Source organism: Leptolyngbya sp. 7M, assembly GCF_018128485.1.
Window position 1 is genome coordinate 6964196 of record NZ_CP070897.1, and the last position, 26555, is coordinate 6990750.

Below are 26555 nucleotides of genomic sequence, written 5' to 3' on the forward strand. Positions count from 1 at the left end.
TATGCCAGTCCTAACAACACGCCCCTACAGAGGTGAAGTCGATCTACCACTGATTGTGGACTTACTGAATGCCTGTGAAGCGGTTGACCGCGAAGACAATTTTTATTCTGCTACTGATCTGCGCCTCAGCTTTGCCGAGCCAGACTTTGACCCAACGCAAAACGTGCGATTGTGGGCGGATGAAGCGGGGCGGTTAATTGCCTATGCCGACCTCTGGACTCCGCCTGAACCTTTAGAGTCATTCGATGGATTTCTGTGGTTTCGGGTGCTGCCCACCGAGCGCTGGCAGGGCATCGAGGGTGATATACTCGCCTGGGCTGAAACACGGGTCCGCCAGGAGGCCACAGCACACCAACTGCCTGCTAAGCTGCAGCTGAGCTGTCGCGAGTACCAATCGGACTACATTGCATTCTATTCTCGGCATGGATATAGTTACGAGCGTCGTTTTCTAACTATGACCCGATCTCAGCCGAACCGAGTTTTAAGTAACGGAACCCGCATGATGTGGACAGTTGAACCTTCAGCCGCTCAACTGAATTAATTTCAGCGAAACTGAATCATCAGCCAATTGCCAACCTGCGATTGGTCTTGTTCACGGCTCAGCCGCAGGGCCTGTTCTAGGACACCGATGATTAATCCCGGCAAGCACTTCGATTGGTCAATTCGCCGGCTACCGCGCTCGATCATTTCAAAAGCGTAGATGTTGATCTGCTCTACATCCACCGCCCAATATTCGGCAATGCCAGCTTCCTCATATAGCGTTCGCTTCACGGTGCGGTCGTCTACAATCGTGGTTTTGCCAATCTCAATCACCAAATCTGGTGGACCATAGCGGTCTAGATCGACTATATTCGTGCCATTGGGAATCAATTTGGCTCGCGCCCCAATGTAGTACGCTAAATCCGGCTGAAACTCCTTCTTGCCTTGTCTGCGAAACGAACAATTAACCAGCACCGTTAGCGGAATGCCTTTGAGAACCGAAAACAAGTAGACGCCAAAACTAATCGTGCTGTGATCTCTTCCGTGATCAAATCCAACTGGCAGCATCTCAATCCGCATCCACCCATCTAGATAGTAACCTTTCGCCTGCTCATAACCCGGTTGCTCGATTTGCTGGAGATATTCCTCCCAGGTGGCTTTGACCCAGGTATCGGTTGGTAGGGCAGTTTGCAGTTCGCTCATCGCATAAACTCCACGTTCACAGGTTGATGATTACCAGCAGCCGAATCGATGGATAGAGTTGGCTCAAGTGTAGCACTCAGGATTTGGTAACAATTGCTCTCAACCCCTGCACCAATCGCCCCATGCCTTCAGCCACCGTATCGGGCTGCAACGCTCCGTAGGCTACCCGTAGGTAACAGCCCTGTTCCATGCCAAAGGTTGTACCGGGAATCACCGCAACCTTGTGCTCACGAATCAACCGTTCCACTAATTCAAACGAATTGAGCTGAGTCTGCACCTTCAGCAGAAAATTGTGCCGGTAGTGATTGCAATTGCAATTGCGACGTTTGTGCTGTGGTACAACCTGATGGGCAACGTGACGATGGCGCTAATCACGACAGTTGGAGTTTTGATTATTGCCTGTCCTTGCGCTCTGGGTTTAGCCACTCCTACCTCAATTATGGTAGGTACGGGAAAAGGCGCAACGAACGGAATTTTGATTAAAAATGCTGAGAGTTTGGAACAGGCTCATAAGCTGCATACAATTGTGCTGGACAAAACTGGAACCATCACTCAGGGTAAACCGACAGTTACTGATTTTGTCACAGTTAGAGGTACGGTAGACCATAATGAGATCAACCTGTTGCGTCTGGCAGCAGCGGTGGAACGCTACTCTGAACATCCCCTTGCTGAAGCCGTGGTGCAGTACGCCCAAACTCAAGGTGCAGAATTGCTCGAAGCAATCAACTTTCAAGCCATCGCGGGCAGTGGAGTACAGGGCTATGTGGCTGACCAATTGGTACAGATTGGCACTCAGCGTTGGATGACTGAATTGGGTATCGAGACAACGGCTCTTCAAACACCCTGGGAACGCCTGGAATACTTGGGTAAGACGGTGATCTGGATTGCGGTAGATGGGCAAGTTGAAGCCATTATGGGCATCTCTGATGCAGTAAAACCAGCTTCAGTTGAAGCAATTCGTGTGCTGCGGCGGATGGGCTTAGAAGTTGTGATGCTGACGGGTGATAATCAGCGCACTGCTGCCACCATTGCCAAAGAGGTTGGGATTCAGCGCGTGCTAGCCGAAGTCCGGCCCGATCAAAAAGCGGCCCAGATCGCCCAGTTGCAAGCTGAAGGCAAGCGCGTTGCCATGGTGGGAGATGGCATCAACGATGCACCTGCCCTGGCTCAGGCTGATGTCGGCATGGCGATTGGGACCGGAACCGATGTAGCGATTGCCGCTAGCGATATTACCCTAATCTCTGGCGATTTGCGCGGTATTGTGACGGCAATTCAGCTCTCGCGAGCCACGATGCGTAATTACTGGCTCAATCGCTATGTAGAGCGGGCAGAAAATATTGCTCGCTTCGTCGATGTGAATTTGAACTTGCTATTGGATGCGCCAGTGGTGATGACGCAGCAGTGGGAGCCACTGATCATGACAACCGGCGATCTGCCGCTGTTTCGAGAGCGCTATGGCAAGGCAACGGCAGATAATGTGATCCAGTTTTTAACGTTTGATCAAGACTATCCCAACTCAATTCTTTCCTGTTTGCGGGCAGCGCGGGAAAACGCTCGATCGGTCCGGGAAATTATTTCGTCGGAAATGTGGGAGCAGGTCAACACATTTTATCTGATGGTCCTGGATGCATCTCAAGTTCAGCCACTACCTGCCCTGCCCAGCTTCTTTGCCGAAGTGAAGATGGCAAGCCATTTGTTTGCCGGCGTGATGGATGCCACCATGGCCCACAACGAGGGCTGGCATTTTGGCCGCTTGGGGCGTTTGATTGAACGGGCCGATAAAACAGCGCGCATTCTGGATGTGAAGTATTTTATTTTGCTGCCGGAAGTCAATTATGTCGGAACGGCACTGGACGAACTGCAATGGATTGCCTTACTCAAGTCGGCCAGTGGCTATGAGATGTACCGCAAACGGCAACGCCGCATCAGTCCAACTGATATCGCCAAATTTTTGATTCTGGATCGGGAGTTTCCTCGCTCGATCCAGTTCTGCCTCCTAGAGGCCGAACAGTCCTTACACCAAATCACTGGCTGTAGTCCCGGCACCTGGAACAATGCTGCTGATCGAACACTGGGACGCCTCCGCGCTGAGCTAGACTTCATCACGATTGAAGAAATTATCCAAACCGGGCTACACGAATTCCTCGATCATATTCAAATTCAGCTCAATTATCTAGGCGGTAACATCTTTGAGACGTTCTTCTCTCTGGAAAAGATACATTCTTGAATCTATTATCTAGAATTGATTGTTGGTCTAAAGCGCTTCTTGCTTCCACTGTTCCACAAGCTGCACCACCTCTGGATTTTGTGGTAAAAAACGGTTCAAATAACTTGTCTTGGATTACATCAGGAATGCCGCCACCATTGTCGGCGATGCAAATAATCACCCTCGGATTACCACCCTGTGGATCGGGAATTTGCAGTGTGCGAATTGTCAGTTGCGGTCGGTAAGAAGACTGCATTAAATCGCTATTTTGGTTTTGCTCGTTGTTTTGCTCAGCTAGCTGTTGTGATTCTAAGGCGTCAATAGCATTACTAATCAGATACAGAAAGACCTGATTGATTTGATTGGGATAGCACTCGACTAGTGGCACATCTCCGTATTCGCAAACCACCTGGATGCCACGGCAGTTGGAGCGAGGCTTAAGCCGATGTTGCAGAATCAGCAGCGTATTGTCGATGCCCTCATGCAGATTAGTAGGTTGCATCTGTGGAGCATCGGGACTGGAAAAGTGCTGCAGTGCCAGAACCATTTGACGAATTCGTTCACCGCCCAATTGCATGGCAGCCAGTAGTTTGGGAAAATCTTCTGCAATAAAGTTGAGGTCGAGTGTTTCTAGCGCTTGCTGTAAAGCCGGACTAGGAGTGGTATGTTCCTGCTGGTACAGTTCCACAAGTTCGAGCAACTGCTGCGCATACTGATTGGCATGGCTGAGGCTGCTACAGATGAAACCAGCCGGATGATTGATTTCTTCGGCAAGATCTGCCATCAGTTGCCCTAAACTAGAAAGCTTGGCCTGCTGCATTAGCTGCATCTGGCGGGATTGGAGCTGGTGAAATGCGGCTGCGAATGCCTGAGCTTGCTGTTGGGTTTGGACAAACAGCTCTGATTGTTGCAGGGCAACCGCGAGCTGGTTGGAAATTTGGGTAACCAATTCAATTTCTTGCGGCTGCCATACTCGCGCAGTTGCACACTGGTGGAGACAGAGCAGTCCCCAAGGGTGATCTTGCAGCAGCGGCACAGTTAGACTGGCCCGAACCTGAAACCGAGCAAAATCATCAATCGAGTCTATCTGCAACCCAGTCGTATGAATAAAAATACCCTCCCCCCCAAGTGACAGGGGCCTTGACCTCCTCTCCAATTGCGGTGACGTTGACATCTAGGCCAGCAACGCCGAGTGCTTCACGCTGGTCATTAAAAATTGGGCCTGTGTAGGTCGTCATAGTAATGCCGTGCCATTGATAAGGCTCAAGCCAGACGTTTTTTCCACCCGCTAAAACTTTTGTGTAATACTCTTGCTTGTAATATTCATCTTCTTGGGCTAGCTCTGCATAACGAATACCTTCGTGTGGAGGAGGCAATCTTGTTCCTATCTGACCGGGCGTATTTTTATCTAAATAGAAGTAGGGCCAATACCATTGCCTCTCTGTCACGACCTTGAATGGAGTTTGTCCAAAGCCGAACCCGGTTGTTAAGGGAGAACCCTGTTGCAGCAGATCAAAAACTAACGCTTTGTAAATCTGCGGCTCACTAATTTTTTGTTGGCTTAATGTTTTAACGGTTGCCGATAGGTTGTTTAATGACTGTTCGACTCTAGAAAGCTCTGCTTCAATGGATTCAACTTGCGTACTTAAATTACCTTGAATTTCGTTCTTTGCGCGGCTTTCGAGCGCCTGATAAAAGAAATAAGACATACTGCCTAGCCCTACTAGAGCGCCGCTCAGTACATAGAAAAATAACCTTGAGCCAATTGAATGACGGATAGAGTTTTTCATCAGTGATTTCACCGCTTCCAATAGGGCATTAAATTTAAGCCGGCTTTAGATTTCCTGGATATTACTGAATCTTTGTGCTTAAGAGTTCCCATAATTTCCCAACTATCAACTATACCGATGTCAAATTGTGAGATGTTTTCAAGCGCAGTGGATTGCTAACAGGTACACGGGGTAGGCGATGCTTAAAACCGCAGAGGACTTCCCAAGTGATAGTGTTTAGCAGGATTGCCCAATCATCGGCTGAGATTTGCTCTGCCCCATCTTGTCCTAACAGGGTAACAACCTCGCCTTCTCGCAGGTCAGGAATCTTACTGGTATCCACCATCGTTCCGAAACGCTGCGTGGAAGCCAAGGCTTGGGATCAAGGCGAACATCGCCAGCGGCGACGCCGACCCCACCGATGGCACCTTGGGCACCTTCAACGCCCTGTTCCCCCGCAACAACTACTTCAACGATGCCAACCTCTTCACACCAGCCAACTTCTTCGACGTGCATCCCTCGTTGCAGGTCAGCCCGATCGAGACCCTCACGCTGACCGCGGCCGCCGACTTCTTCTTCAGGTACTCGACGAACGACGCCGTCTACTCTCCAGGACGCATCGGTATTCCGGCTGAGGCGAGCGATGAACGCTTCGTTGGGACTGCATTGACCCTTCAAGCCGACTGGACGATCACGCCCAACCTCCATTGGACGCTTACCTATACCCGTTTCTTCCGTGGTCCGGTCGTCATCGACGCTAATGGCACCAACGTCGACTTCTTGGGCACTTGGCTGACGTTCCGATTCTGAGTCATCGCAGGTCATGAGACCTGATCCCAACCCACGGCCATTGGCCAGGAAGTCGAAGCAAGATGATGCCAATCTGGCAGCGCACCGGATATTACCTGAGACGATCGGCTTCCCAGCTGAGCGCCTCATCCGCCTGCCTGAGCTTGGCCACCACCTCTTCGGGACAATGCCGCTTCCGGCTCGAACCCTTCATGGGAGACTCATCTTGGCCCTTCGGGCTGGACAATTCTCAAATAACGCAGGGCCTGTTCAGCGATCCCTCTTATCAGCGGAGTTCGTGTCAGCATAGCCGTGATCTATGCGCCCTGTCGTTCGACTCATGGCCGGCGCAGGAGCGCATTCAGCGGTGCGTTGGCCGCTTCGCGGATCCGTGCTGCGCTCCTGTGCGTCGCTCGTCTCGACTACTTGTTCGTACAACCGCGTCGGAGATATCGCTTTGACCTTTGCGTGACTGGACGAATTGGCCAGAAGATGGAGTTCGGCTCCTTACATGTCATGATGATCAACACGGACGACACACATCGTTCCGTCAGGACGCAGCATGAAACCGACAACAAACAGTTGGCGCTCCAAGCCTTGGCCCAAGGAGCACAAGATTATCTGGTCAAAGGTCAGCTAACGCCAGAACTGCTGTCACGCGCATTACGATATGCAATTGAGCGAGGCAGAATTCTTAAACAACTCCAGACGGAAGTGCAAGAACGGCAGCGCTCCGAACAAACCTTGCGCTTGATTGTGGAAGGTACCGCTTCAGTCACGGGCAAGGATTTTTTTCATTCACTGGTTCGCTCCCTAGCCGAGGCTCTAGAAGCTCGTTATGCGTTCATTACAGAATGTATCGAGGATTGTCCTGGCTATCTGCGGGCGATTGCTTTTTGGCAAGGCAAGGAGTTTGGGGAAGGCTTTGAGTATGATGTGCATGGCACGCCCTGTGAACAGGTAATTAACAGTAGGGGCTGTCAGTGTTATCCAAACGGGCTACAGTCTCTGTTTCCAGAAGAAGCCGATCTCGTGATGATGGAAGCCGTCAGCTATTCGGGTATTGCCTTGCTGGATACAGCAGGAGAACTGATGGGCCATTTGGCCGTGCTAGATGACAAGCCAATGGAAACGGAACCCCGCAACACCGCCTTGTTAGAAATTTTTGCAGCTCGTGCTGCGGCTGAGATGGAACGGTTGCGAGCCGAGGAGGCAATGCGGATTTCCCAGGAGAAATTTTCTACCGCCTTTCGCTCTTCACCCAGCGGAATTTCGATCAGCACATTGAACAATGGTCGCTACATTGAAGTGAACGATAGTTACCTACGCATGCTGGGATACAGCCGCTCAGAACTGATTGGCAAAAGCGCTCTAGAGCTAGGCATCTGGGTAAAGGCCGAAGACCGTGCTACCATGAGCCAGCTGCTGCAAACCCAACGAGCAGTTTCTAATCTGGAGATTGAGTTTCGCAAAAAGTCAGGTCAAACATTTTTAGGATTGGTTTCGGCAGAAGTAGTCGATCTGGGGGACGAACCCTGCTTGTTGGCTATTACTACCGATATTACGGTGCAGAGGAAACGTTTGCATCGGGAGCTAGCAGTCTTTCAGTTCAGGGGTTTGATTCAGAATTTGGCTGCGTATAGATGTGAAGTCACGGTAAGCCTGCGAGTCTAGTCCGTCTGGGCGAAATGCGGCCAGATTATGGCAATTTTGAAAGGCCAGCTTCACGTTAAAGTGACGCTCCACAGCACCCCGAATCGCATCGCCGCCCACCATGCGCAACAATTGGCCCCGTGCTTGTTCATCGGGTGGAGCGACGGCGTAATTGGCCCATTCTTGCCCTTCCTGCTCAAGGCAGCGAGCTAGCTTCTCAACAATAGTCCAGGCATAGGGTAACGATTGCCGAATTGTTTCTACAAAGGCTGATTCATCAACTTGGCCAGCCGCCGCCTGTTGGACCAACGCTTCACTGACATTTAGAGACATAGGGACTCCTGACGGGTTTTCAACATTGATACCGACCTATAATATAGCTAAAATGATAATCATTCTCAGATTTCAACTTTAATTCATGGTTGATGCCTCTGCTTTGCCGGATGCTATTGAGCTAGCGATTGTGGGAGCCGGCCCCCATGCTCTAACGTTAGTTGCCCACCTGCTGCAAAAGCGCCAAGCTTTGCGGGGTCGCTGTCTTGTATTTGATCCCAGCGGCACCTGGATGCGGCAATGGCATCACCAGTTTGCGGCCTTTGAGATTCCCCATTTGCGCTCGCCTGCCGTGCACCATCCAGATCCAGACTCCTTTGCCCTGCGTCGTTTTGCTGAATCGCGGTCGGCTGAACTGTTTCCTCCCTACGACTTGCCAGGAACACACCTATTTCGTGATTTTTGCCAGTCGGTGATTCAGCGGTGGCAGGTGCAGGACTGGGTCTATCCGGCTCAAGTTTTGCGAGTCGAGCCGCTGCGTCCGCGCTTCCGGTTGGAACTGCATAGCGGCGAAACCATCGTAGCGCGACGGGTCGTGATCACCGGGGGCGGTAGTAAACCTCACTGGCCGGCTTGGGTCAGCCAGATTCTTGACTGAGTCGATGGGGTGAGAAGCTTCAGGGAGGGCAACCTGGTAGCACTGCTGCTTTTCGCTATCCATCTCAACTTAACTCCTGGACTGCCTGGTGGTCTTCAGGGCAACTAACTCAAGTCTTGCAGGGAGTACTCCAGGCATACACAGTGAAAATACAATATAGACACTTAGCGTTAACTCGCAGGTATCAACTCAGACTCGTTGGCGACTGCCTACCCCATTAAAGCTTCGATTAAAAAGCCTATGTTTGAGGGGATCAGTGGGGGCTTGGTAGAGAAATTAAAGGAGAAACTGCGTAGTTAGCAGTCTAGGTGCTGTCACAGTGATAGTCACATTCTATGGCATTAAGCCGATACTCGGCCCGTAGAACTATCAAGAGATTTTGAAGTACAGGTAAAGATTACTTCATTTTCAAGCACCTTCATAAACAATTTGTAAAGTCCTGTTCCGGTTCAGGGGATTTGCTGAAGCATCGTTTGCCCCTAGTTAGCCATCAAATCCAGCTGGAGGTTCACCAAGCTGCCCTGCCCACCTACAATTGGGAAGAACCATCGAAGAGTGAGTTGGAACTGTGGCTTTTAAGATTGGTCTGCTGGGACTAGGGACAGTTGGCACCGGAACGGTAGAAATTCTTCTGAATCCAACCCAACGCCACCCCTTGCTGCAGGAGATTGAGATCCATCGGGTTGGCGTGCGCTCGCTCGATAAACCCCGCAGCGTCACCCTGCCGCCTGAACTGATCACAACGGATCTGGAATCGATTGTCACGGATCCAGCGGTTGATATCGTGGTTGAGGTAATCGGTGGGTTGGAACCAGCTCGCTCGCTGATGCTGAAGGCAATTGAGCATGGCAAACATGTGGTTACAGCCAACAAGGCTGCGATCGCCCGCTATGGCGACGAGATTTTTACTGCCGCGAATCAGGCCGGAGTGTATGTGCTGCTGGAAGCTGCTGTCGCCGGTGGAATTCCGGTAATCGAGCCGCTCAAACAATCGCTCACTGCATCAACTGCCGTGCGTCTTGTTCCATCATGCAAATATTCTCCCAAACGCCTTTTCTAGTTTAACGGCGACGGGAAGAGGGCGGATAGTCTTTGGTTGATCTGGTTGAGTCGAAGCTGCCGGTCGGGAAGTCGGGAGACAGGAGACAGGAGACAGGAGTCGCCTACAACTTCCTCAACCTCTTAGACTGACGCCTGCTGCCGTTGGTAGAGTGACCAGTAGAGGCCCTTTTGATTGATCAGATGGTCGTGGGTGCCGCGTTCGACAATCACGCCTTTTTCCATGGTTAGGATCAGGTCGGCCTGCTTCAGGGGGGCAAAGCGGTGGGCGATCAGGAACATGGTGCGGCCTTGGGAGATACGCTTCAGGTTTTCTAGCACCTGCTGTTCGGTTTCGGCATCTAGGTGGCTGGTGGCTTCGTCCAGAATCAGAATCGGCGCATCGGAGAGAAACAGTCGCGCTAGGGTGATCCGCTGTCGCTGACCGCCGGAAAGGGCTGTGCCACGTTCACCAACGTTGGTTTCGTAGCCATCGGGCAGGTCACAGATAAAGTCATGGGCGACGGCTAAGCGAGCGGCTTCTACGACTTGTTCTGCGGACACGTCTGGATTACCCAGGGTAATATTTTCCAGAATGCTGCCGTTAAACAAAAAGTCTTCTTGCAGCACCACGGCGATCTGAGGCCGCAGTGAGGCGAGATCGGCGCTCTTGATGTCGAAGCCATCGATCAAGATCCGGCCCGACTCGGCTGAGTAGAGGCGCTGGATTAATTTCGACAGCGTGCTTTTACCGGAACCACTGCGTCCGACAATCCCGACAAACATGCCCGGTTCGGCATCGAAGGAAACCCCGCGCAAAATTGGCTCTTGGCTTTCCTTGTAGCGAAAGAATACCTGATCAAACTGAACCTGTCCGCGTAGAGCAGGCAGGGTGAGGCCGGTACCGGGTTCGGCTTCGGGAGCCACGTTGAGAATGTCGCCAATTCGGTCAACGGCCAGCAGGATGGAGAACTACCCGAAGTCAATCTGGTACCGATGATGGATGTATTAATGACGGTTTTGACCTTTTTCATCATCGTCTCAATGACCTTGACCGGACGGCAAATCGCCAATGTCACCTTGCCCCAAACTGATGGAGCAGGGGTCAAAACCGAGAACGAGGACAAGGCATCCCTGGTGATTGGCTTGAACTCAGAAAATCAGATTGTCCTGGAAGACAACGTGATCGATACCAATCAGCTCTCTAATGCAATGCAGACGTTTTACACCCAGCATCCTGATGGAGTTGTGCTGCTGAAAGCTGATCGCGACTTAGATTACAGCAATGTGGTGCAGTTACTCAAAACCATGCGCGATATTGGCGGCGATCGGGTTTCGTTAGCAATTGAACGCCAACCTGAATTGGATTAACCAAACCATAACCTGAACTTAACGCTTTTATCTTTCTTCATATCACCATTTCTTAATCCTCATCCGTTACGGTGTCAGTGGCGAAACGTACTTATCTGATGCACCAAGGAGTGTAACGTATGGTGGCGAACGGAGTTCGAGGCAAATTAAGCCGATTCACTCTGTTTGTGGCGGCTGGAGCGGTTGCGGCAACCCTTGCTTCCGTCCCCGCAGTATTTTCTCAAGGAACTTCAACAATTAAAATCGACGGTTCAAGTACCGTCTTTCCGATTACAGAAGCAATGGCTGAAGAATTCCAGGCCGCCAATCGGGGCGTTAACGTCACCGTTGGGATTTCCGGTACGGGCGGTGGGTTTGAAAAGTTCTGCAATGGCGAAACTGATATTTCTAACGCGTCTCGCCCGATCAAATCCTCGGAAATGGAGGCATGCAAGGCGGCTGGCATCGAGTACATGGAATTACCTGTAGCCTACGATGCTCTGACCGTGGTGGTCAATCCTCGCAATAGCTGGGCTTCTAGCCTGACGGTGGAAGAATTAAAAGCGATGTGGGAACCTGCTGCCCAGGGGAAAATCACCAACTGGAATCAGGTGCGGTAGGCTGCGAGAGCCACCGCCAAGCTCAAAATCACAAACGTCACTACTACCAGCGCCGCTCCATAGCCAAAATCGAGATAGCGCATGATTGTGGCATAAATATAGAGCGAAACGGTTTCCGTCGCCCCACCCGGACCACCGCCAGTCATCACCTGAACCAAATCAAAAACACCAAACGCCTGAGCGAATCGAAACAAACTGGCAATCAGAATCTGCGGCAGCAGCAGCGGCAGCGTAATTCGGTAGAAGCTTTGCCAGCGCGTCGCTCCATCCAGGGCATGGGCTTCGTACAGATCGGGCGGAATCGACTGGAGGCCCGCCAACAACAAAATCGCAATGAAGGGGGTGGTTTTCCAAACATCAGCAGCAATCACTGTCCACATGGCCCAGTTGGGATCGCCCAGCCAGTTAACGCCGGTTTGAATCAGACCCAGACGCAGCAAAATATCATTCCAGACGCCAAACTGATCGTTAAAAATCCAGGTCCAGGTGGTGGCAATCAGCGCTGTCGGCAAGGCCCAGGGCAAGAGGGCGATGGTCCGCACTGCACCCCGACTGGGAAACGCCTGGTTGAGTACGAGGGCAATTCCCAGTCCCAGCAGCAGTTCTACTATTACCGAAACAACTGTGAAAAAAACTGTGTTGCCAATGGTTTGCCAGAACCGGCCATCTAGAGCCATGCGACTGTAGTTATCTAGACCTGCAAAAACCGGCTGTAGCTCAGTGCCCAGATTCTGGGTAAACAAGCTGAGGCCAAAGGAACGGGCAATCGGATAGGCGTAGACCAGCAGCAACAGCAGCAGGGCTGGAGTCAGCAGCCACCAACCGGTGCGTCGTTCTTGGTCGCGGAGGGTCGTGTTCATGTTACCTGTAGCAGGGGATCAGTTTCAGTTGCGGGCTATTAATTGCGGGCCAGTAACGCTCGTGTTTCGGTAGCAGCCGCCATCATTGCCGCTTCAGCATCCATGCGGTTGGTAATCGCCGCACTCAAATAACGCTGCAAATCCTGCGCGCGCAGCACGTGCGTGACCTCCATCAGCTCGTCGTCGATCACCACCGCGAAGTGGTACGTCGGAAAGCCGTCGGCCTTGCGGATCACAAAGTCGTCCATCTCCCCGGCGGCGTAGCGAACGTCGCCCAGCACCTCGTCATGGACCAGCACCTCCTCATGCGGAGCGGCGAAGCGCACCACGTAGGGCGTGCCCTCGGCATCGGCACGGTCCATGCGCTCGAGACGCGCCGCGGGTGTAGGGATCGCGTGGTAACTCGCGCGGTCGTAGCGATAGGTCTGCTTGGAGGCAATGGCGGCCTTGCGCTTGGCTTCGAGCTCCTGGGCCGACTCGAACGCCGGGTACGCCACGCCCCTGCGCACCATGTCCCGGATGTAGGCGTTGTAGATCTCACGCCGCTGCGCCTGGAAGTAGGGTCCAACGGGTCGCGATTGGCTGCCGATCGCGCCCAGGGTCGGGCCATCGTCCCAGGTGATGCCCAGCCATGCGAGGTCTTCGAGGATACCGCGGGCCGACTCGTCGCTGGAGCGGGCCTGGTCGGTGTCCTCGATGCGGATCATGAATCGTCCGCCCTGCCGGCGTGCGTAGGCCCAGCAGAAAAGCGCGGTTCGAGCGCCACCGATGTGGAGGTGACCCGTGGGCGAGGGGGCGAAACGCGTGACGACGGGCGTGTGTGTCATGGATCTGGAGTCTAGGGGATTGTTCCGGGGGTCCACGAGATCGCTCGAACCGAACAGGACACTTCTTGTTCCTTGTGCAAGAATGACTTACGAAAAAAGACAAAAAATCCGACGTCGACGATTGACGCGATTCAACATCGGCCTAGACTTCGTTCGAGAGACTTCCCCGGGGCCTGGAAATCCCGGGGGTACATGGAGAGAGACTCGTGGACCCTCACTACATCGTGATTCGACCAGGCTGAGAGGCGTGGTATCGTGGCATCGCCCACTCCGTGGGCACGACCTGACCCGGCTGCCAGCGTTCGACGGCGCGGCGGAATAGCACTTACCCGCTCGTCTGAACGGCTGATCGCGTCGAGAAGATCTTCCTTGTTGTCAGTGAACACCATGACCCGCTCCCGACCGCGCGAGGCACTCACATAGAACTGCTCTCGCGATGAGGCCGGGAATGACTGGGATGACTGACCGATGAACACACGGTCAACCGTCTTGCCCTGACTCGCATGGCTTGTCACCACAAAGCCGAGCGCGATATGACCGTAGTTCTTGGGCACTTGCCACCCGTTCTCCAGGAGCAGATTGCCGTTCGCGGCAAAGTCTTTGATCGTGTGAAGGTCTCCGTTGTTGAGCCGATGGTCACGATCCGCCGTAAAACCGTTCTGAGTAATTCGAATTCGATCCCCGACGGACAGCCCCACACTTCGCTGATGGAACACGGTGAAGCGGGCGGCCTGATCAAGTGGAACGCGATCCCGTCCCACGACAAGCCTTTGGCCTCGCTTGTATCCCCTGGCGTTCTGATGGAATACCAGCACATCGCCAGGCTGGTAGCTGGCGGCGTCGAGTTGTTGGCCCGGGGTCAGATTCGCCGGTACCAACTGCTCGTACTCACGCACTTCGCTTCCAAGAGCTTTCTGCTCGCGAAGTTGTTGGCGAATTTCCTCGGTGACTGCATCAGCCTCCGCGTGGGTCGGCGATACCACCAGCGAACTCTTTCCGGCTCTGACCGAATCCATATACATCGTTGCAAGCACCCGATATCGCTCTTCCGAAGCGATTTCCTGCACCCAACCCAACTTGTCCAGAGCAGTCAGCCCACCCGACATGTCGCCTTCGCCGAGTGACTTCACCGCCAGCATGTACGCTCCCTGTTGCCGATGAATCTCTTTGAGTTCTGCCGGCTTCAGCCCGGCTTCATCCTCCAGGAGACGAAGGGCGGCGCCCCGCTCGACTGAGCCGTGCTGACGACGATCACCGGAAAGAACGAGCCGAGCATGCTGCTTGGCCGCAAGTTCAAACACTTGCCGCATTGTCTTGGTTTGTCTTTTGAAGATCTGGTCGAGCCATTCTTTGACAATTCTTCGAGAATTCCCGTTATATCTTCCCCTTTCTGCCCGATTATAGCGATCGCCTCACCCAGTGCGGCGGTGTCGCCCGCGGGCTTCAAGATCTTCAGCAATGTGCCGCCGGACAGTGCGGTCATTTCCATTGTCGCCTTGTCGGTATCAACCTCGGCTAACGTCTCATTCGCTTCGAATGAATCTCCTTCGTTGATGACCCAGCGCGCAATCTGCCCCTCTTCCATTGTGGGCGAAAGCTTCGGCATTAGGAATTTTTCAGCCATATTTGCGTTAAATGTAACAGACTTCTTTTACCGCTTCGATGATCTTTTCCACGCTCGGCAATGCCGCTGCCTCAAGATTCTTTGCGTAAGGCATTGGAGCTTCCACGGTAGAGATGCGTTTTACCGGGGCGTCGAGATAATCAAAGGCGTGTTCCATTATCGTGTGCGAGATCTCGGCACCGACGCTGGCGAAATAGTGTGATTCCTCGGCGATTACAAGCCGATTCGTTTTCCTGACCGAGTTAACGATCGTATCGATATCAAGCGGCTTAATGGTACGCGGATCGATCACCTCCACCGACACGTCGAACTCGTCCTGGATCTTTTCCGCAGCCTGAAGAGCAAGCGGCACGGTCATGGAACGAGCGACAATAGTGCAGTCCTTGCCTTCGCGCTTGATGTCCGCTACTCCAAGCGGGATAGTGAAATCTTCATCTTCGGGTACCTCGCCCTTGATCCCGTACATCCGCTCTTGTTCCATGAAGATAACAGGATTGTCGTCGCGGATAGAGGATTTCAGCAGGCCTTTCGCGTCGGCGGCGGTTGAAGGCATCACGACCTTGAGGCCGGGAAAATTGGCGTACATCGCTTCGAGGGCCTGCGAGTGCTGCGACGATACCTGAAACGCCGAACCGTTTGGCCCGCGGAAGACTATCGGCACCTTGAACTCTCCGCCGGACATATAAAGCATTTTTGCAATTTCTTGCAGCGCTTGCTCAACGCCAGGAATGCTGCAAAGCGTAAACGTGCTAACGACGCTATCAAAGCTGTGATCGGCCATCGGCAAATGTTCGCTGCCCAACAAACGGTGCTCGACGGTAATGGGCGAGGATTGAATTCGCTTCTGAGCCAGAGCATGAACACCAGGATTAGGATCAACCGTGATAATTTTCTCAACCTGCTCCGGATAGTAGGCTAGATTCAAACCTGTGCCAAAGCCGATCTCCAGCACTTCGCCTTGTACTTCTGCTAGCAATGAGCGGCGGTATGCAGCAATTTTGGGGTCAGAGAGTGACCAGTCCAGCAAATAGGGCAGAATTTTTTCGGAGTAAAAGCCCATTGATTTCTCCTGATCCCTAATAGCTTGGTGGCAGACCACTCAAACTCAGTACTTAAACAGCCCAGCTCCTTTAACTTTGTACCCAGTTGGTTCCAGAATTGCAGCAGCGGCCTGCATACCGGAGATGGTTGCCCCTTCCATGCTATCGATATAGTCTTGCTGCGTGTAGCTGCCTGCCAAGAAGAAGTTGGGAACAGGCGTTTTTTGCGGCGGACGATAGACATCCATACCGGGGTTTTCTCGATAAAGCGACTGGGCCAACTTGACCACATTGAACCAGGTCATAGTGAGGTCACGCGAGGAGGGAAAGAGATCATGAAGCTGTTGCAGAGCGTGCTGAGCAATTTCTTCGTTACTCATTTTGATGAACGGATCGCCCGGAGTCAGGACTACCTGCATCAGCGACCCCTGTCCCTCGCGGTAGTAGTCTTTGGGACTGGTGAGGGCCAGATCGGCAAAGCAGGAGAAATCGGCGTCGGCGCTGTAAAGCAGATTATCAATCCCGGCAGCATGGTCGAGCTGTTGCCGTGCAGCAGCATCCTGCATTTCGGTGACCCAACCGTCAAACCGGAGTTGCACCGTCACGACCGGGACGGCTTCCAGCTTGTAGATATTGTCAAACTCGCGCCATTTACGCCATATTTTGTGGCGCTGCCGCTGATGTTTGCAGTGTCGTTGGTGAACCAACAGTTTTGGCAGGGGCAGGGAGGCAGCAATCCACTGCTACAAATTGTTTTAGAAGAAGGCGATCCGGTAGCGCTGTTGATTTTCTTTTTCACAGCTGCTGTGGCCGCTCCGATTTTTGAAGAAACCCTGTTCCGGGGATTTTTGCTGCCGTCGTTAACCCGGTATTTACCGGTCTGGGGAGCGATTGGCGTCAGTAGTCTGATTTTTGCGACAGCCCACCTCAGCCTCTCAGAAGTACTGCCGCTGACTACATTAGGCATTGTACTGGGCACAGTCTACACACGCTCGCGAGGGCTGCTAGCATCCATGCTGCTGCATAGCCTTTGGAACAGCGTCACAATGATTGGGCTGTTCATTTTGGGCAGCGGCGTTGAGTAGAAAATTCGGCTGAGTCGGCACTAACTGCGCAAAGCGTTTGCCTGAACCACCGCCACCGCTCGTCTGCGGAAAGGTAATTTGGTTTCTCGTGGCTGCGGCTGCGGTTCCTTTGGCTGCACAGCTGCCTGCATTGCTAACAACTGCGGCACGGTGACAAACCGATAGCCCTGCTGCTGCAAGGCGGTAATTAACTGCGGTAAGGCTTGTACCGTAGGCGATTGGTTCGCCGACCCTCCATCGTGCAGCAAAATAATTCGGCCAGAGCGGGTGTTTCGCAGCACATTATCCAGCAACAGCGGCGCGGCCACCAGCGCATCCTGCGAATCAATCGACCAAAGCGTGACGGCGTACTGCTTCTCTTGGGCATAGGATACTAGTTCGTTATCAAGGCGACCGTCGGCTGGGCGAAATAGACCTGTCTTGGTTCCTGTGATCTCGTGAATTAATTTTGCAGTTCGGTCAATCTCTGCCTTCGGGTCAGCCGCTTTACCGTTTTCGAGGGTGCGGTTCCAGCCCCGATTACCAATCGCATGACCTTCCTCGACCATTCGCCGCGCCAGTTCCGGCTGAGACTTCGAGCCAGGTTTTGTAAGCTGCCTTGAGATCGCCATATCGTTCTTCTGTAAGAGCAGATTTCACCTCAGCAAAGGCATCGTTGCGCTGTTTGTGTAGGTGTTTAATCGCCTGTTCGATTAATTTCTGCTCCGCGGCGGGCACCTGAGGATGGTATTCGTTTTGCAACGCAGCGATCTGCACATCAAGGTCGCGTAGGGTTCCTAATACTTTCGTCAATGCCTGTAAATGCTTGGCTTGGGCTGGCTTGGGCAGCTTAACGGCAACACCAACTACCTGCAAAGCGGTCCGTAGCCGTCGAGTTGCAACCCGCATTTGATGCAGATGTTCGGGATCCTTATCCTGCAATAGACCTTCTTCTTGTTTCACCAAACGGTGATATTGCTTGGCAATTATTCTGTGAGCATACTCACCCAACGACAGGAATTCGCCAGAGGCAGTCTTCTGTTTCGACCGCTTCGTCTGCTTAGCGGTTGCTTTTCGATCTACTTTCGTTGTTGCTTTTACCATAAAACCAACCCCCACAAATGCCAACAGGCAACCCTGACCCACTTCAGTGGTCGCAAAAGACTGCTGCATTCTTAATCAAATACCAGCTTAAGCTGATTGTTGAGGTCACACACGGACTACCATCTTAAACAAAAACCTCTACCCTAGATGTCTTACTGATTAGCTAGATGTGGGCGTAATGCAGAAGTACTGCTTGCAGCATAGCTGGTATTTGACCAATTGCTATCTTGCAGTTCAAGTTGCCCAACTAAAGCAGCCATGAGGTCCACCTGCATTAGTCACCAACCAGTCATCAATTTAGTTACCAAAAGGACTGGTCACCTCTGGAAATTCAACCGAAGGAATTGCTGTTGGCTGAATTTGGGTTTCCTCTTCGGGGGCAGTGATGAACGTGACGGTAGGCGCACTGAGGGTTGGTGAAGCTAGGTTGGGGGCCGCAAACGCAGGAGCATTGGACTGGGGTGAATTAAATTGCGGTGGATTTGCAGCCAGAGGCAGCTTGGGCCACAGTTGGACCGTCAGCATGGGCATTATTGCCTGCATTGGTTGCGGTGTGTATGAACTGGGGCGGCGAGACGGACAGTCGGTTAAGTGATTTGGTCAAATAATCAATCTCACGCTTATAGCGATCGTTCCAATTTCAGCGTTTCTCCAGCCTGAAGTCGCTTTACCTGATCAGTCAAATCCAGCCATTCTTGCAACTGCCCGCTTTGAAATGTGCGGCTCATCACGACATAAATTGACGTTTGATCGCCACCAATTCCAGCTGAAATCACGTTACTCCAATCATTAGCTCGCAGCTCATCTGTGATGTTCCAGTGATCGTCTTGCCAGTGTAGCCGGCGCATAAACTGAAACGGTGCGTCGCTTTTGCCAACGATCAGAACTTTCTGTAGTAGACTACGAACCAGATTGGGGTAAAAACGCCCGATTGTCAGCATCACCACCCGCAGAATCATCAGATTCAACGGCGTCATTTGCTTTTGCTTAGCCCAGCCCAGCTGACCGCGAATCAGAATTTCGTCTTCCCCAACATCGACGGTGTACCCACTGACTAGATGCCCTACTGCATTCCTAACTTTCCTACCTTGCCGCACCTGTAACGAGAACTGCGTGTCTGAAGCAATCAGTTCACCATTACGAAACAGCTTGAACACACCGCCCTTATTCAAGCCCAGATAAAGCTCCGTGCCCTGCCGCCGGTCGATTAAAACTCGCGCTTGCTGGAGCCAGATACGCTGCTCAGGACGCTTGGCCAAGGGAGGACGATGCTCGACAAAATCGTGCCAAGCCAACAAATAATTCCAGGTGTGATGACCAATGATGTGATCATCCGCGTAGCAGGGGGCTTTGCTATGCGCTAACCCTTGCAGAAAGCGGTCGTTGATCGACAGAGCCTTTGGCAGCCAGTGACCTACCAGTTCAAAACCATGCGGGAAAAAATTGTAGGTATTGCGACTTGTGTATTCGCCACCGAAGGAGCCATCCGGATGCACGCAAGTTGACGCCTCCCGCATCCGCATCTCCCGGTGCCCGACCTGAGCGCAATTGCACCGAAGAAAAGCGCGGATCGTCTTTGAGTGCGTCCTGCATCGCCAAACCAGCCTGATTAGTGGCTTCTAATGATGCGCCCGGATACAAAACCATTGCATTCACCAAGGATGGCTCCTGAAATTCTGGTAAAAACACTCGCCCCAAATTGGTGAATATTACTAGGGATGCGATCAGGGATGCTATAGCAACGAGCAGAGTCACCTTAGCGCGGCGGATAGCGAAATTCAGCGCTGGGCGATACAGCCGCTGCGAGAAAGCCGTCACCCAGGTTTCATCGCTTGGTAAGGCACGATTTGCTAGCAAAATAGCGCATAGGGCAGGCGATAGCGTCATTGCGACAAACGTAGAAGCAAAAATCGAAACCAGATAGGCAATGCCCATTGGTGCAAAAATTCGGCCTTCTACGCCTGTGAGGCTAAAAATGGGCGCGAATACCACCGCAATAATCACCGTCGAGAAAATCACGCTAACGCGCACTTCTACCGAGGTGTCGTAGACAACTTTAAAGGGATGCTCCGGTGTGCCGGCCAACTGATTTTTGCGCAAGCCCCGATAGGCATTTTCCATATCGACAATCGAGTCATCCACAACCGAACCAATTGCTACCGCCAGACCACCCAACGTCATCGTGTTAATGCCCTGACCAAAGGCATTGAGGATCAGCATGCCGATCAAAAGCGACAGCGGAATAGCGCTGAGGGTAATGACTGCCGTGCGCCAGTTCATCAGAAACAATAACAGGATGACCGAGACGATGATCGTCCCATCCCGCAGTGAACCCAGTACATTCTCAATCGAGGCATCAATAAAGTTATTCTGCCGGAAGGTTTCAATCACCTGAATGTCTTTGGGGAATCCCTGTTTAATCTCCGCCATTGCTTGTTCCACGGCCCGCGTCACCGTTGGTGTATCATTCATCGGCTGTTTGTTTACCACCACGACCATACTGCTCGATCGTGCCGGCAATTGTTTCGGCTTCGGTGCGGTCCTGACCATTGCTCAAGAGGACCGTGACATGCCCTAGTTTGCGACCCGGACGCGAGGTTTTGCCGTACCAGTAGAGATGGGCCTGGGGTATTTCACTGAGGCGCTGGCGCTTTTCTGCATAGTCGCTGCTGGAGGTTTCGTAGCCTAACAGATTCACCATCACCGCTCCCGCTGAAGTCAACTGGGGACTGCCCAAGGGCAACCCACAAACTGCCCGTAACTGCTGCTCAAACTGGGAGGTGACGCAGGCATCGAGACTGTAGTGGCCAGAGTTGTGGGTGCGGGGCGCTAGCTCGTTGACCAGCACCTTGCCGTCGCGGCTGAGGAAAAACTCGATTCCCATCACGCCAACATAGTTTAATTCTGCTAAGATGCGGCGGGCAATCGCTTCGACCTGAGCGGTGATAGCGGGAGCAAATGCCGTTACATACACGCGCCGGCAAACCTGCTGTTCTTGTTGGGTTTCTACCGTAGGATAAATGACCACCTCGCCTTCAATAGCACGGGCTGCCATCACGGCCAACTCACACTCGAAGGGAATAAACTCCTCTAGCAGCCACTGGTTGGGCAGCGCTTGAGGCAGATCTGACTGAGAGTCCTGCAAAATAAAGGTGCCCTGACCGTCGTACCCGTGGCGGCGGGCCTTGAGAACGGCAGGTAGACCAAATTGCAAAACTGTATCTTTAAATTCGGCTTCCTGTTTTGCATCAATTGCCAGAAATCGTGGCGTAGGGACAGCGATACGCTGCAAAAACTGGCGCTGATCCAGCTTGTCCAACAGCGGTTTGAGAGAATCAAGTGTGGGATAGAACCTGGCTTCTGCGATCTGGGCCAGGGCCGGTAGGTCAACAAATTCGTTCTCGAACGTAATCACATCGCACTGGCTGGCGAGTTTAGCCGTCGCGGTGGCGTCATCTACCGGAGCAAAAACAGTGGCGCTGGCAATTGCCACAGCCGTCAAAATCGCACTTGCGGTCTGCGGGTTTCGGCACCAGGGCGGTTCGAGTATCGGGCTGTAGACTCGATGGTGAATCCCTACCTGATGGCCGCTGCGCTGCTGAAAGCCTTTGATGATGGCCTTAAACGCAACCTCGATCCGGGTGAACCCGAACACCGTAACCTCTATGAAGCGATGGAAGCCGGCAAACAGGTGAAAAAATTACCAATGTCGCTGGGAGAAGCATTAGAACGACTGGCTGAAGATGAAGTAATTCGCTCAGCAATGCCGGGAGAAATGTATCCGCTTTATCACTGGTACAAACGAGACGAATGGGAAAAGTTTTTGTCAACCACCAGCAATTGGGATGTGGAGATGTATCTAGATTGTCTACCGTAATATTAGAGACGTTGTACGTCCCCTTTTCTGATGCTCAAAGTTCCCCACAAGTGGGGGATTTAGGGAGCCAGAGAACCTGCGTACAGCACCAATGATATGCATATCATTTAGTAGCGTGATATTGATAGTAGCGTGATATTGAGCGTGATATTGATCAATGACAGAAACAGCAGATATTGTCGTTGTGGGTGGCGGATGCATTGGGGCTTCGATTGCCCTGCATTTGGCAGAAAAAGGGGTAGGAAAAGTCATCTTGCTGGAGCAAAAAGAGCTGGCAAATGGCGCTTCGGGGAAGGGGATCGGCATTATTCGTACCCACTATACCCATCCGGTTTTGGCTAAGCTAGCGCAGCAGTCCCAACAGTTGTTTCACCAGTTTGCTGAACGGTTTGGCGGTTACGACGCTGGCTTTAATCCGTGTGGCTATTTTGTTTTGGTGGGTGAAGCCGATGTGGCAACCCTGACCCAGGTGGTGCAAATGCATCAGCAAATGGGCATCGAGGTGCAGCTTACCGACGCTCAGCAGGTTAAGGCGGTTTGTGGTGAGTTGCTGGATTTAAGCGATGTGGCAGCCGTGGCCTACGAACCCAATTCTGGCTATGGCAGCCCGCCCCAAACGACCGAAGTGTACCGCCATTGCCGCTAGAGCCAATATCCGTACCGACAAACAAACCGCCTGATATTGGAAGCCCTTCGTCTAAAAGGGGACGACCATTCGCATCGACTGGAGTACCAATTAATTCGATTGTGTTGGCTCGAATTGTGAGATTGCCTGCATTACCTGAAGCAAATGTAGCTACACTAATTTGTCCGCCTGAACGAACTTGGAGACGTTCGGTAGAAAGATTTAGACTTCCCGATGGCCCGGAACCACGAGAATTTGCAAAAATCAAGCTTAGCGGGAAATCCAAAATTGTAGGAGACAAGGAAATGTCTGCAACTGTAATTGATTCAGCTGCATTGACTGTGACATCACCACCCTGTCCACTGCTATAGGTAATCGACCCGATCTGACCTCCTGTTTGAACAGTAAGACGGCTGGTTGTAAGGTCTATGTTTCCTGCTCGTCCAGAGTCGAAATTAGATGTGCTCAGCAGGCTATTCTGCTCGATGACGATTGAATCAGTCGCTGTTAACGACAATGCTCCACCTACTTGATTGGGAGCGGTAGAAGCAGAGAAGGCAAAAGAATCACGCAGGCTGATTTGTTTAGCTTGTATATGAATTGCTCCTCCACTTGCTCCGCTTGTATTCACCTGAAGCACATCGAATAGCCGCACATCACCAAACTGATCGATTGACTCATATCCCAAATCCCAGCCTTGAGAAATCGGTGTGAGTGAAACTTGCCCCCTACCGGCTACACTCCCTATCTCAATTCGGCCCCCATTTGTCCTAATACTACTGCGTCCTGTTAGCGTTACGTCACCTCCAACCAGCGCAAACGTTTGATCAGGACCAATGATTAAACCTGCAACTGGAAAACCAAACGAGTCTTCGAGGGGATTACCCGCTGCATCGGTCTGGGGAGCAATTGAGCGGTTCACAATTCCACCAGGATTAGGGCCAAATTGTAAGCCCACCGGAACACTCACGCTCAGCAGCGGATTGGTTTGGGGACTACCCCCGTCACCGACTTCGAGCTCTCCGTCCGGGCACGAACCGCCCTCAAGAAGATGAACGTCCGAACCCTGGGCGACCTGCTGCGGATCTCCGAGGCCGAGCTGCTCAGCTACAAGAACTTCGGTGAGACGAGCCTCCAGGAAATCAAGGACATGCTCGCGGCCAAGAACCTCAAGCTCGGCCAGGGCATGGACGACGCGCACAGGGCCGCGCGCCGGGCGATCGCCGAGCAGTACAAGGGCACGGGCAAGGAGAACGTCCTTTCCAAGCCCGTCGCGGAACTCCAACTCTCCGTGCGCGCACGAAAGGCGCTCCAACTGCTGGACATCCAGACGCTGGGCGACCTGGCCAGCCATACCGAGGCCGAACTCATGGGCGTCAAGAACTTCGGCGCCACATCGCTCCAGGAGGTCAAGGAGCGTTTGGCCGAGAACGGCCTGTCGCTTCGCACGCTTGAGGGCTGATCGACGCGCTCCACGTCGCTTGGTGCTGTGAGTCCATTGAGCTGCGTCGCACACGATCGGGCGCTGCGGCTATGCGCCCGAGGTGCGACCGCCCTGCTCCCCGCCGTCCGGTGTGGAACCACCCTCCGCGGCCTGATCGTCGCCTGCTGGATCCGGCCTGATCCCGGTCAGCCGATATCCCGCCCGTTGCTCCGCATACTCCTGGGGAGAGATCCGAAGATCGGGCTCCTGGCCGCGAAGGTGCTGCGCGTGAAGGTGCTTCAGGAACGGCACGCACCACCTGCACCCCGTTCCGGCCGACAGGCACTCGCTGATCAGCGACGGCACCGAAGGGTTCTCCACCTTCAGGAACGTGCGGATCTTCCGCAGCGACACATGGAAGCACAGGCACACATGGTCGTCGGGGTCCATGCCGCCGCTCCTGATCGCCCGGTGCTTCGCGTTCCACGCTCGCCGCCCGACCGCCACGGGTGGTGCCGCGGCGACTAATCTTTGCCATGCGCATCATCGCGGGGGAGTTCCGTTCCCGCAAGAGGAAAGTTGTCAGAAACGCAAGCAGAGGGAGAATGCCGTGGCGATGCAGTTTAGCGTTCATGGCAAGGTTAGAAATAGGGTTGAGTTAGGAACCGAGGCCGACACCCAAATGCATTGCTCGGCGGGCCTTTTCATTGAAGTTGGGATCAATAGCTCGGACTTTTTGAAAATAGGTATTGGCCTCGGCTTTGTTGCCTGTGGCTTGGGCAATGGCGGCGGCCTGATGCCAGAGCTTTGCACTGCGAATGCCAGAATCTAAGGCCGTTTGGATGATGGATTGTGCTTCTTGCCAGCGTTTGGCTTCTGTGAGCGCCCAAGCATAGGTGCCGAGTGTGTCTGCATCGCGCCGCAGTTGGACTTCTGCTGCCATCAGCGAGACGGCTTCAGCAATGTCCTGAGAATGGCCTCGTTCTAGCAGCAGGCGAGCTAAATCACGCCGGTGGCCAAGGGAAATACTGCCGACGCTCTGACGCAATTGGGTTTCTGCTTCGGCCCATAGGGTTTCTGCCCCAGTTCGGTCGCCCTGAGCGGCTTTGATCTGCGCTTGTCCTCGCAAAATCAAGGGATCGAAGACGGTAGGACTGACTTGCTGTTGGGCGACTCGATGATAGTATCGTTCGGCGGCGCGATAGTGGCCTTGCCGTAGTTCTAACTGGGCCAGATTCAGCAAGGCGGATGCATCGTTGGGCGCAATCCGCAGGGCTTCCTGATAGAAATCTTTGGCGCGCTGTAAGTCACCCCGCTCGTAGTAAAAGCGTCCGAGTAAGGTACGGGTGCGGGCAGAATGGCTTAGCTCGCCAGCTTCTTCTACTTCTAGGGCATAGCGAAAATTCTGGAGAGCTTCCTGATCGTTGCCTTGGGCAGTTTTCACCAATGCTTGTAGGGTGAAGGCATGCATGCTTAGGGTTAAATCAACCAGTTGCTCCGCCGCCTGATTCGCCTGCTCCAGCTTGCCCATCGCTAAATTGGCCGTGACCTGCATCGGCAGGGCTTCTTTGGGGTACTGACAACGGGAATGGGCAGAGCACCCACCACATCAAGAGCGCCGTGACCAATCTTTTCCCAATCTGCTTTCTTTGCTTTATCCTTGACGCTATTCCAGGCATTCTTGAGATTCAATCCAGCCGGACGCATACCAGAGAAATCGCTGCTGTTGGTTCCCCAGGTAGTGCTATTATTCCAGGCTGTAGTTGGATTCCAGGAAGCAGCGACTTCTGTGTTCCAAGTTGGATTCACCGCTTGTGTGAAGTCAATGTTTGCTGTTGATTCCGTTGGTATTCCAGCGTCCATCACACTAACTTGGTTGAAGCTCTCGGCTAAGGGAGATGCTTGATAGGATGCCGCCGAGCGACTGGGCGTTAGAGTAGGCTCCAACGAAGCAGAATCAAACACGGAAGCGTAGCGATTAGTATCAATTTGGCTGTTAAAAACAGAGTTTTTTTGGCTTGCAAAAGTTCTTTGCTCGAACATTCTCTTCTCCTGCAAGGTTAAATGTTTTGTCACGCTTGAAGTATGGTATCGATAGTTGGGCATCTAATGTATTTATCAGATGTATTTAATCAGATATATTGAATCAGATGCCCATATCATGCAAATTTGCTGGATGATTGATGAAACTACGCCGTAGGCACCGAATTGGAGAAGTTCCTCAATGCCGATAATACGTCTCTACTGCTGAGATTGTTCTGACGCAGATTTGGGTTGCCCTGAGGCGCAACAGCCGACGACTTGAGCAAAGCATTCATAGTCTGCGCCCGCTCGATGGCGGCATTGGGATTAACCAGCCCAAACCCAGTTTGATTGTCGCGTCCGGGTGCACCGAGATCGGTGGCGGTGTTTTTGAGAATTTGTTCGACCTGCCAGTAATCAAACTGTGGATTGGTGGCCCACACATTCGAGGCTACTCCTGTGACTTGAGCCGCGGCTGGCGAGGTACCAATCTCGGAAATACCCAAGCGACTGCCCGGAGCCATCAGGTCTAAGCCACTGCCGTGGCTGGA

35 protein-coding genes and 1 pseudogene are annotated in these 26555 nt (G+C 52.9%); 12 read left to right on the forward strand and 24 right to left on the reverse strand.

The window, feature by feature from the left end:
* Position 1: 1 nt before the first annotated feature.
* On the forward strand, positions 2-541 hold the full coding sequence (locus JVX88_RS37805; protein WP_211624488.1) for a hypothetical protein: 540 nt from the start codon (positions 2-4) through the stop codon (positions 539-541).
* A 2-nt stretch (positions 542-543) separates the two neighbouring features.
* On the opposite strand, the gene JVX88_RS37810 is transcribed toward JVX88_RS37805, so the two are convergent.
* Positions 544-1182, reverse strand: a complete 639-nt coding sequence (locus JVX88_RS37810) for a Uma2 family endonuclease (protein ID WP_211624490.1) — start codon at positions 1180-1182, stop codon at positions 544-546.
* A 76-nt stretch (positions 1183-1258) separates the two neighbouring features.
* Positions 1259-1459 carry a hypothetical protein gene (locus JVX88_RS37815; protein ID WP_211624492.1) on the reverse strand — a complete coding sequence of 67 codons (201 nt, stop codon included), beginning with the start codon at positions 1457-1459 and terminating at the stop codon, positions 1259-1261.
* 15 nt (positions 1460-1474) lie between these two features.
* On the opposite strand from JVX88_RS37815, the gene JVX88_RS43800 reads away from it, so the two are divergent.
* The gene (locus tag JVX88_RS43800) at positions 1475-3409 is read left to right on the forward strand and encodes a heavy metal translocating P-type ATPase (RefSeq protein WP_317134608.1); all 1935 of its coding nucleotides are present in this window, start codon (positions 1475-1477) and stop codon (positions 3407-3409) included.
* Here the strand turns inward: JVX88_RS43800 and JVX88_RS37830 are convergent.
* The 3 genes from JVX88_RS37830 to JVX88_RS37840 all read right to left on the reverse strand — a co-directional run bounded on the left by JVX88_RS37830 (position 3348) and on the right by JVX88_RS37840 (position 5503).
* Entirely contained in the window at positions 3348-4481 is a 1134-nt protein-coding gene (locus JVX88_RS37830) for a sensor histidine kinase (RefSeq protein WP_263975452.1), read from the reverse strand. The two genes, JVX88_RS43800 and JVX88_RS37830, sit on opposite strands and share 62 nt — an antisense overlap.
* Positions 4462-5178 (reverse strand): cache domain-containing protein, encoded by a 717-nt coding sequence (locus JVX88_RS37835; protein ID WP_263975453.1) that lies wholly within the window; start codon positions 5176-5178, stop codon positions 4462-4464. The genes JVX88_RS37830 and JVX88_RS37835 overlap by 20 nt, the downstream gene beginning before the upstream one ends.
* Positions 5179-5287: 109 nt before the next feature.
* Positions 5288-5503, reverse strand: a complete 216-nt coding sequence (locus JVX88_RS37840; RefSeq protein ID WP_211624497.1) for an alanine racemase C-terminal domain-containing protein — start codon at positions 5501-5503, stop codon at positions 5288-5290.
* A gap of 47 nt (positions 5504-5550) precedes the next feature.
* Between JVX88_RS37840 and JVX88_RS44905 the strand changes: the two genes are divergently transcribed.
* Positions 5551-5967, forward strand: coding sequence for an alginate export family protein (locus JVX88_RS44905; RefSeq protein WP_410503825.1), 417 nt, complete (start codon positions 5551-5553; stop codon positions 5965-5967).
* Between the two features lie 291 nt (positions 5968-6258).
* Positions 6259-7620 (forward strand): PAS domain-containing protein, encoded by a 1362-nt coding sequence (locus JVX88_RS37850; protein WP_211624499.1) that lies wholly within the window; start codon positions 6259-6261, stop codon positions 7618-7620.
* Here JVX88_RS37850 and JVX88_RS37855 read toward each other — a convergent pair.
* Complete coding sequence (locus JVX88_RS37855; protein ID WP_211624501.1) at positions 7540-7932, reverse strand: SCO5389 family protein; 393 nt, start codon at positions 7930-7932, stop codon at positions 7540-7542. The two genes, JVX88_RS37850 and JVX88_RS37855, sit on opposite strands and share 81 nt — an antisense overlap.
* An 85-nt stretch (positions 7933-8017) precedes the next feature.
* On the opposite strand from JVX88_RS37855, the gene JVX88_RS37860 reads away from it, so the two are divergent.
* A complete protein-coding gene (locus tag JVX88_RS37860; protein WP_211624503.1) occupies positions 8018-8530 on the forward strand; it encodes an FAD/NAD(P)-binding protein in 513 nt (170 codons plus the stop codon).
* Positions 8531-9098: 568 nt separating this feature from the next.
* Entirely contained in the window at positions 9099-9590 is a 492-nt protein-coding gene (locus tag JVX88_RS37865; RefSeq protein WP_211624505.1) for a hypothetical protein, read from the forward strand.
* A 122-nt stretch (positions 9591-9712) separates the two neighbouring features.
* Here JVX88_RS37865 and JVX88_RS37870 read toward each other — a convergent pair whose 3' ends face one another.
* On the reverse strand, positions 9713-10495 hold the full coding sequence (locus tag JVX88_RS37870) for an ABC transporter ATP-binding protein (RefSeq protein WP_263975455.1): 783 nt from the start codon (positions 10493-10495) through the stop codon (positions 9713-9715).
* A 54-nt stretch (positions 10496-10549) separates the two neighbouring features.
* Between JVX88_RS37870 and JVX88_RS37875 the strand changes: the two are divergent.
* Positions 10550-10939: pseudogene (locus JVX88_RS37875) on the forward strand (ExbD/TolR family protein); the annotation flags it as partial.
* A gap of 119 nt (positions 10940-11058) precedes the next feature.
* Positions 11059-11538: a substrate-binding domain-containing protein gene (locus JVX88_RS37880; RefSeq protein WP_211624509.1), complete on the forward strand. Its 480-nt coding sequence runs from the start codon at positions 11059-11061 to the stop codon at positions 11536-11538.
* On the opposite strand, the gene JVX88_RS37885 is transcribed toward JVX88_RS37880, so the two are convergent.
* The 6 genes from JVX88_RS37885 to JVX88_RS37910 form a co-directional block, all read right to left on the reverse strand.
* Positions 11526-12398: a carbohydrate ABC transporter permease gene (locus JVX88_RS37885; RefSeq protein ID WP_211624511.1), complete on the reverse strand. Its 873-nt coding sequence runs from the start codon at positions 12396-12398 to the stop codon at positions 11526-11528. The two genes, JVX88_RS37880 and JVX88_RS37885, sit on opposite strands and share 13 nt — an antisense overlap.
* 38 nt (positions 12399-12436) lie before the next feature.
* Positions 12437-13225 carry a glutamate--tRNA ligase gene (locus JVX88_RS37890; protein WP_211624513.1) on the reverse strand — a complete coding sequence of 263 codons (789 nt, stop codon included), beginning with the start codon at positions 13223-13225 and terminating at the stop codon, positions 12437-12439.
* A gap of 131 nt (positions 13226-13356) precedes the next feature.
* Positions 13357-14526 (reverse strand): ATP-dependent RecD-like DNA helicase, encoded by a 1170-nt coding sequence (locus JVX88_RS37895; RefSeq protein ID WP_211624515.1) that lies wholly within the window; start codon positions 14524-14526, stop codon positions 13357-13359.
* On the reverse strand, positions 14409-14831 hold the full coding sequence (locus JVX88_RS37900; protein ID WP_211624517.1) for a lipoyl domain-containing protein: 423 nt from the start codon (positions 14829-14831) through the stop codon (positions 14409-14411). The genes JVX88_RS37895 and JVX88_RS37900 overlap by 118 nt, the downstream gene beginning before the upstream one ends.
* A 25-nt stretch (positions 14832-14856) precedes the next feature.
* The gene (locus JVX88_RS37905) at positions 14857-15909 is read right to left on the reverse strand and encodes a pyruvate dehydrogenase complex E1 component subunit beta (RefSeq protein WP_211624519.1); all 1053 of its coding nucleotides are present in this window, start codon (positions 15907-15909) and stop codon (positions 14857-14859) included.
* A gap of 45 nt (positions 15910-15954) precedes the next feature.
* Positions 15955-16494 carry an FAD-dependent oxidoreductase gene (locus JVX88_RS37910; RefSeq protein WP_317134609.1) on the reverse strand — a complete coding sequence of 180 codons (540 nt, stop codon included), beginning with the start codon at positions 16492-16494 and terminating at the stop codon, positions 15955-15957.
* Between JVX88_RS37910 and JVX88_RS37915 the strand changes: the two genes are divergently transcribed.
* Positions 16483-16974, forward strand: coding sequence for a CPBP family intramembrane glutamic endopeptidase (locus JVX88_RS37915; protein WP_317134610.1), 492 nt, complete (start codon positions 16483-16485; stop codon positions 16972-16974). The genes JVX88_RS37910 and JVX88_RS37915 overlap by 12 nt on opposite strands.
* Before the next feature lie 20 nt (positions 16975-16994).
* Here JVX88_RS37915 and JVX88_RS37920 read toward each other — a convergent pair whose 3' ends face one another.
* From JVX88_RS37920 to JVX88_RS37945, 6 genes are all read right to left on the reverse strand, one after another.
* Complete coding sequence (locus tag JVX88_RS37920; protein ID WP_211624523.1) at positions 16995-17585, reverse strand: polysaccharide deacetylase family protein; 591 nt, start codon at positions 17583-17585, stop codon at positions 16995-16997.
* Complete coding sequence (locus tag JVX88_RS37925) at positions 17494-18126, reverse strand: CHAD domain-containing protein (protein WP_225931322.1); 633 nt, start codon at positions 18124-18126, stop codon at positions 17494-17496. Before JVX88_RS37925 ends, JVX88_RS37920 begins: the two co-directional genes overlap by 92 nt.
* 228 nt (positions 18127-18354) lie before the next feature.
* Complete coding sequence (locus tag JVX88_RS37930) at positions 18355-18600, reverse strand: hypothetical protein (RefSeq protein WP_211624527.1); 246 nt, start codon at positions 18598-18600, stop codon at positions 18355-18357.
* Between the two features lie 77 nt (positions 18601-18677).
* The gene (locus JVX88_RS37935) at positions 18678-19574 is read right to left on the reverse strand and encodes a hypothetical protein (protein ID WP_211624529.1); all 897 of its coding nucleotides are present in this window, start codon (positions 19572-19574) and stop codon (positions 18678-18680) included.
* On the reverse strand, positions 19480-20550 hold the full coding sequence (locus JVX88_RS37940; protein ID WP_317134611.1) for an efflux RND transporter permease subunit: 1071 nt from the start codon (positions 20548-20550) through the stop codon (positions 19480-19482). Before JVX88_RS37940 ends, JVX88_RS37935 begins: the two co-directional genes overlap by 95 nt.
* On the reverse strand, positions 20522-21550 hold the full coding sequence (locus tag JVX88_RS37945) for a 5-(carboxyamino)imidazole ribonucleotide synthase (protein ID WP_263975695.1): 1029 nt from the start codon (positions 21548-21550) through the stop codon (positions 20522-20524). Before JVX88_RS37945 ends, JVX88_RS37940 begins: the two co-directional genes overlap by 29 nt.
* A 24-nt stretch (positions 21551-21574) precedes the next feature.
* Between JVX88_RS37945 and JVX88_RS37950 the strand changes: the two genes are divergently transcribed.
* The gene (locus JVX88_RS37950; protein WP_263975696.1) at positions 21575-21934 is read left to right on the forward strand and encodes a hypothetical protein; all 360 of its coding nucleotides are present in this window, start codon (positions 21575-21577) and stop codon (positions 21932-21934) included.
* Positions 21935-22091: 157 nt separating this feature from the next.
* Positions 22092-22580, forward strand: coding sequence for an NAD(P)/FAD-dependent oxidoreductase (locus tag JVX88_RS37955; protein ID WP_211624536.1), 489 nt, complete (start codon positions 22092-22094; stop codon positions 22578-22580).
* On the opposite strand, the gene JVX88_RS44910 is transcribed toward JVX88_RS37955, so the two are convergent.
* Positions 22462-23481 (reverse strand): hypothetical protein, encoded by a 1020-nt coding sequence (locus tag JVX88_RS44910; RefSeq protein ID WP_211624538.1) that lies wholly within the window; start codon positions 23479-23481, stop codon positions 22462-22464. The two genes, JVX88_RS37955 and JVX88_RS44910, sit on opposite strands and share 119 nt — an antisense overlap.
* 129 nt (positions 23482-23610) lie before the next feature.
* Between JVX88_RS44910 and JVX88_RS44915 the strand changes: the two genes are divergently transcribed.
* Positions 23611-24021: a DNA-directed RNA polymerase subunit alpha C-terminal domain-containing protein gene (locus tag JVX88_RS44915; RefSeq protein WP_315875394.1), complete on the forward strand. Its 411-nt coding sequence runs from the start codon at positions 23611-23613 to the stop codon at positions 24019-24021.
* Here JVX88_RS44915 and JVX88_RS37970 read toward each other — a convergent pair.
* The 4 genes from JVX88_RS37970 to JVX88_RS37985 form a co-directional block, all read right to left on the reverse strand.
* Entirely contained in the window at positions 23969-24616 is a 648-nt protein-coding gene (locus JVX88_RS37970) for a hypothetical protein (protein WP_211624542.1), read from the reverse strand. The two genes, JVX88_RS44915 and JVX88_RS37970, sit on opposite strands and share 53 nt — an antisense overlap.
* 24 nt (positions 24617-24640) lie before the next feature.
* A complete protein-coding gene (locus tag JVX88_RS37975) occupies positions 24641-25537 on the reverse strand; it encodes a tetratricopeptide repeat protein (protein WP_211624544.1) in 897 nt (298 codons plus the stop codon).
* Positions 25516-26025 (reverse strand): hypothetical protein, encoded by a 510-nt coding sequence (locus JVX88_RS37980; RefSeq protein WP_211624546.1) that lies wholly within the window; start codon positions 26023-26025, stop codon positions 25516-25518. The genes JVX88_RS37975 and JVX88_RS37980 overlap by 22 nt, the downstream gene beginning before the upstream one ends.
* Positions 26026-26171: 146 nt before the next feature.
* Positions 26172-26555 (reverse strand): S8 family serine peptidase (locus tag JVX88_RS37985; RefSeq protein ID WP_211624548.1); only part of this gene is annotated, 384 nt, incomplete at its 5' end.

What these genes read in the sequence shown, in the direction of transcription:
- JVX88_RS37930 (WP_211624527.1), bottom strand. Translation starts at nt 18,600, where the DNA reads ATGCAGGCAATAATGCCCATGCTGACGGTCCAACTGTGGCCCAAGCTG.
- JVX88_RS37955 (WP_211624536.1), top strand. Translation starts at nt 22,092, where the DNA reads ATGACAGAAACAGCAGATATTGTCGTTGTGGGTGGCGGATGCATTGGG.
- JVX88_RS37920 (WP_211624523.1), bottom strand. Translation starts at nt 17,585, where the DNA reads ATGGCGATCTCAAGGCAGCTTACAAAACCTGGCTCGAAGTCTCAGCCG.
- JVX88_RS37810 (WP_211624490.1), bottom strand. Translation starts at nt 1,182, where the DNA reads ATGAGCGAACTGCAAACTGCCCTACCAACCGATACCTGGGTCAAAGCC.
- JVX88_RS37925 (WP_225931322.1), bottom strand. Translation starts at nt 18,126, where the DNA reads ATGCAGCAGTCTTTTGCGACCACTGAAGTGGGTCAGGGTTGCCTGTTG.
- JVX88_RS37970 (WP_211624542.1), bottom strand. Translation starts at nt 24,616, where the DNA reads ATGAACGCTAAACTGCATCGCCACGGCATTCTCCCTCTGCTTGCGTTT.
- JVX88_RS37885 (WP_211624511.1), bottom strand. Translation starts at nt 12,398, where the DNA reads ATGAACACGACCCTCCGCGACCAAGAACGACGCACCGGTTGGTGGCTG.
- JVX88_RS37935 (WP_211624529.1), bottom strand. Translation starts at nt 19,574, where the DNA reads ATGCGGGAGGCGTCAACTTGCGTGCATCCGGATGGCTCCTTCGGTGGC.
- JVX88_RS37840 (WP_211624497.1), bottom strand. Translation starts at nt 5,503, where the DNA reads ATGGTGGATACCAGTAAGATTCCTGACCTGCGAGAAGGCGAGGTTGTT.
- JVX88_RS37905 (WP_211624519.1), bottom strand. Translation starts at nt 15,909, where the DNA reads ATGGGCTTTTACTCCGAAAAAATTCTGCCCTATTTGCTGGACTGGTCA.
- JVX88_RS37860 (WP_211624503.1), top strand. Translation starts at nt 8,018, where the DNA reads ATGGTTGATGCCTCTGCTTTGCCGGATGCTATTGAGCTAGCGATTGTG.
- JVX88_RS37805 (WP_211624488.1), top strand. Translation starts at nt 2, where the DNA reads ATGCCAGTCCTAACAACACGCCCCTACAGAGGTGAAGTCGATCTACCA.
- JVX88_RS37980 (WP_211624546.1), bottom strand. Translation starts at nt 26,025, where the DNA reads ATGTTCGAGCAAAGAACTTTTGCAAGCCAAAAAAACTCTGTTTTTAAC.
- JVX88_RS37890 (WP_211624513.1), bottom strand. Translation starts at nt 13,225, where the DNA reads ATGACACACACGCCCGTCGTCACGCGTTTCGCCCCCTCGCCCACGGGT.
- JVX88_RS37975 (WP_211624544.1), bottom strand. Translation starts at nt 25,537, where the DNA reads ATGCAGGTCACGGCCAATTTAGCGATGGGCAAGCTGGAGCAGGCGAAT.
- JVX88_RS37900 (WP_211624517.1), bottom strand. Translation starts at nt 14,831, where the DNA reads ATGCCGAAGCTTTCGCCCACAATGGAAGAGGGGCAGATTGCGCGCTGG.
- JVX88_RS37835 (WP_263975453.1), bottom strand. Translation starts at nt 5,178, where the DNA reads ATGAAAAACTCTATCCGTCATTCAATTGGCTCAAGGTTATTTTTCTAT.
- JVX88_RS37880 (WP_211624509.1), top strand. Translation starts at nt 11,059, where the DNA reads ATGGTGGCGAACGGAGTTCGAGGCAAATTAAGCCGATTCACTCTGTTT.
- JVX88_RS37855 (WP_211624501.1), bottom strand. Translation starts at nt 7,932, where the DNA reads ATGTCTCTAAATGTCAGTGAAGCGTTGGTCCAACAGGCGGCGGCTGGC.
- JVX88_RS44915 (WP_315875394.1), top strand. Translation starts at nt 23,611, where the DNA reads ATGAACGTCCGAACCCTGGGCGACCTGCTGCGGATCTCCGAGGCCGAG.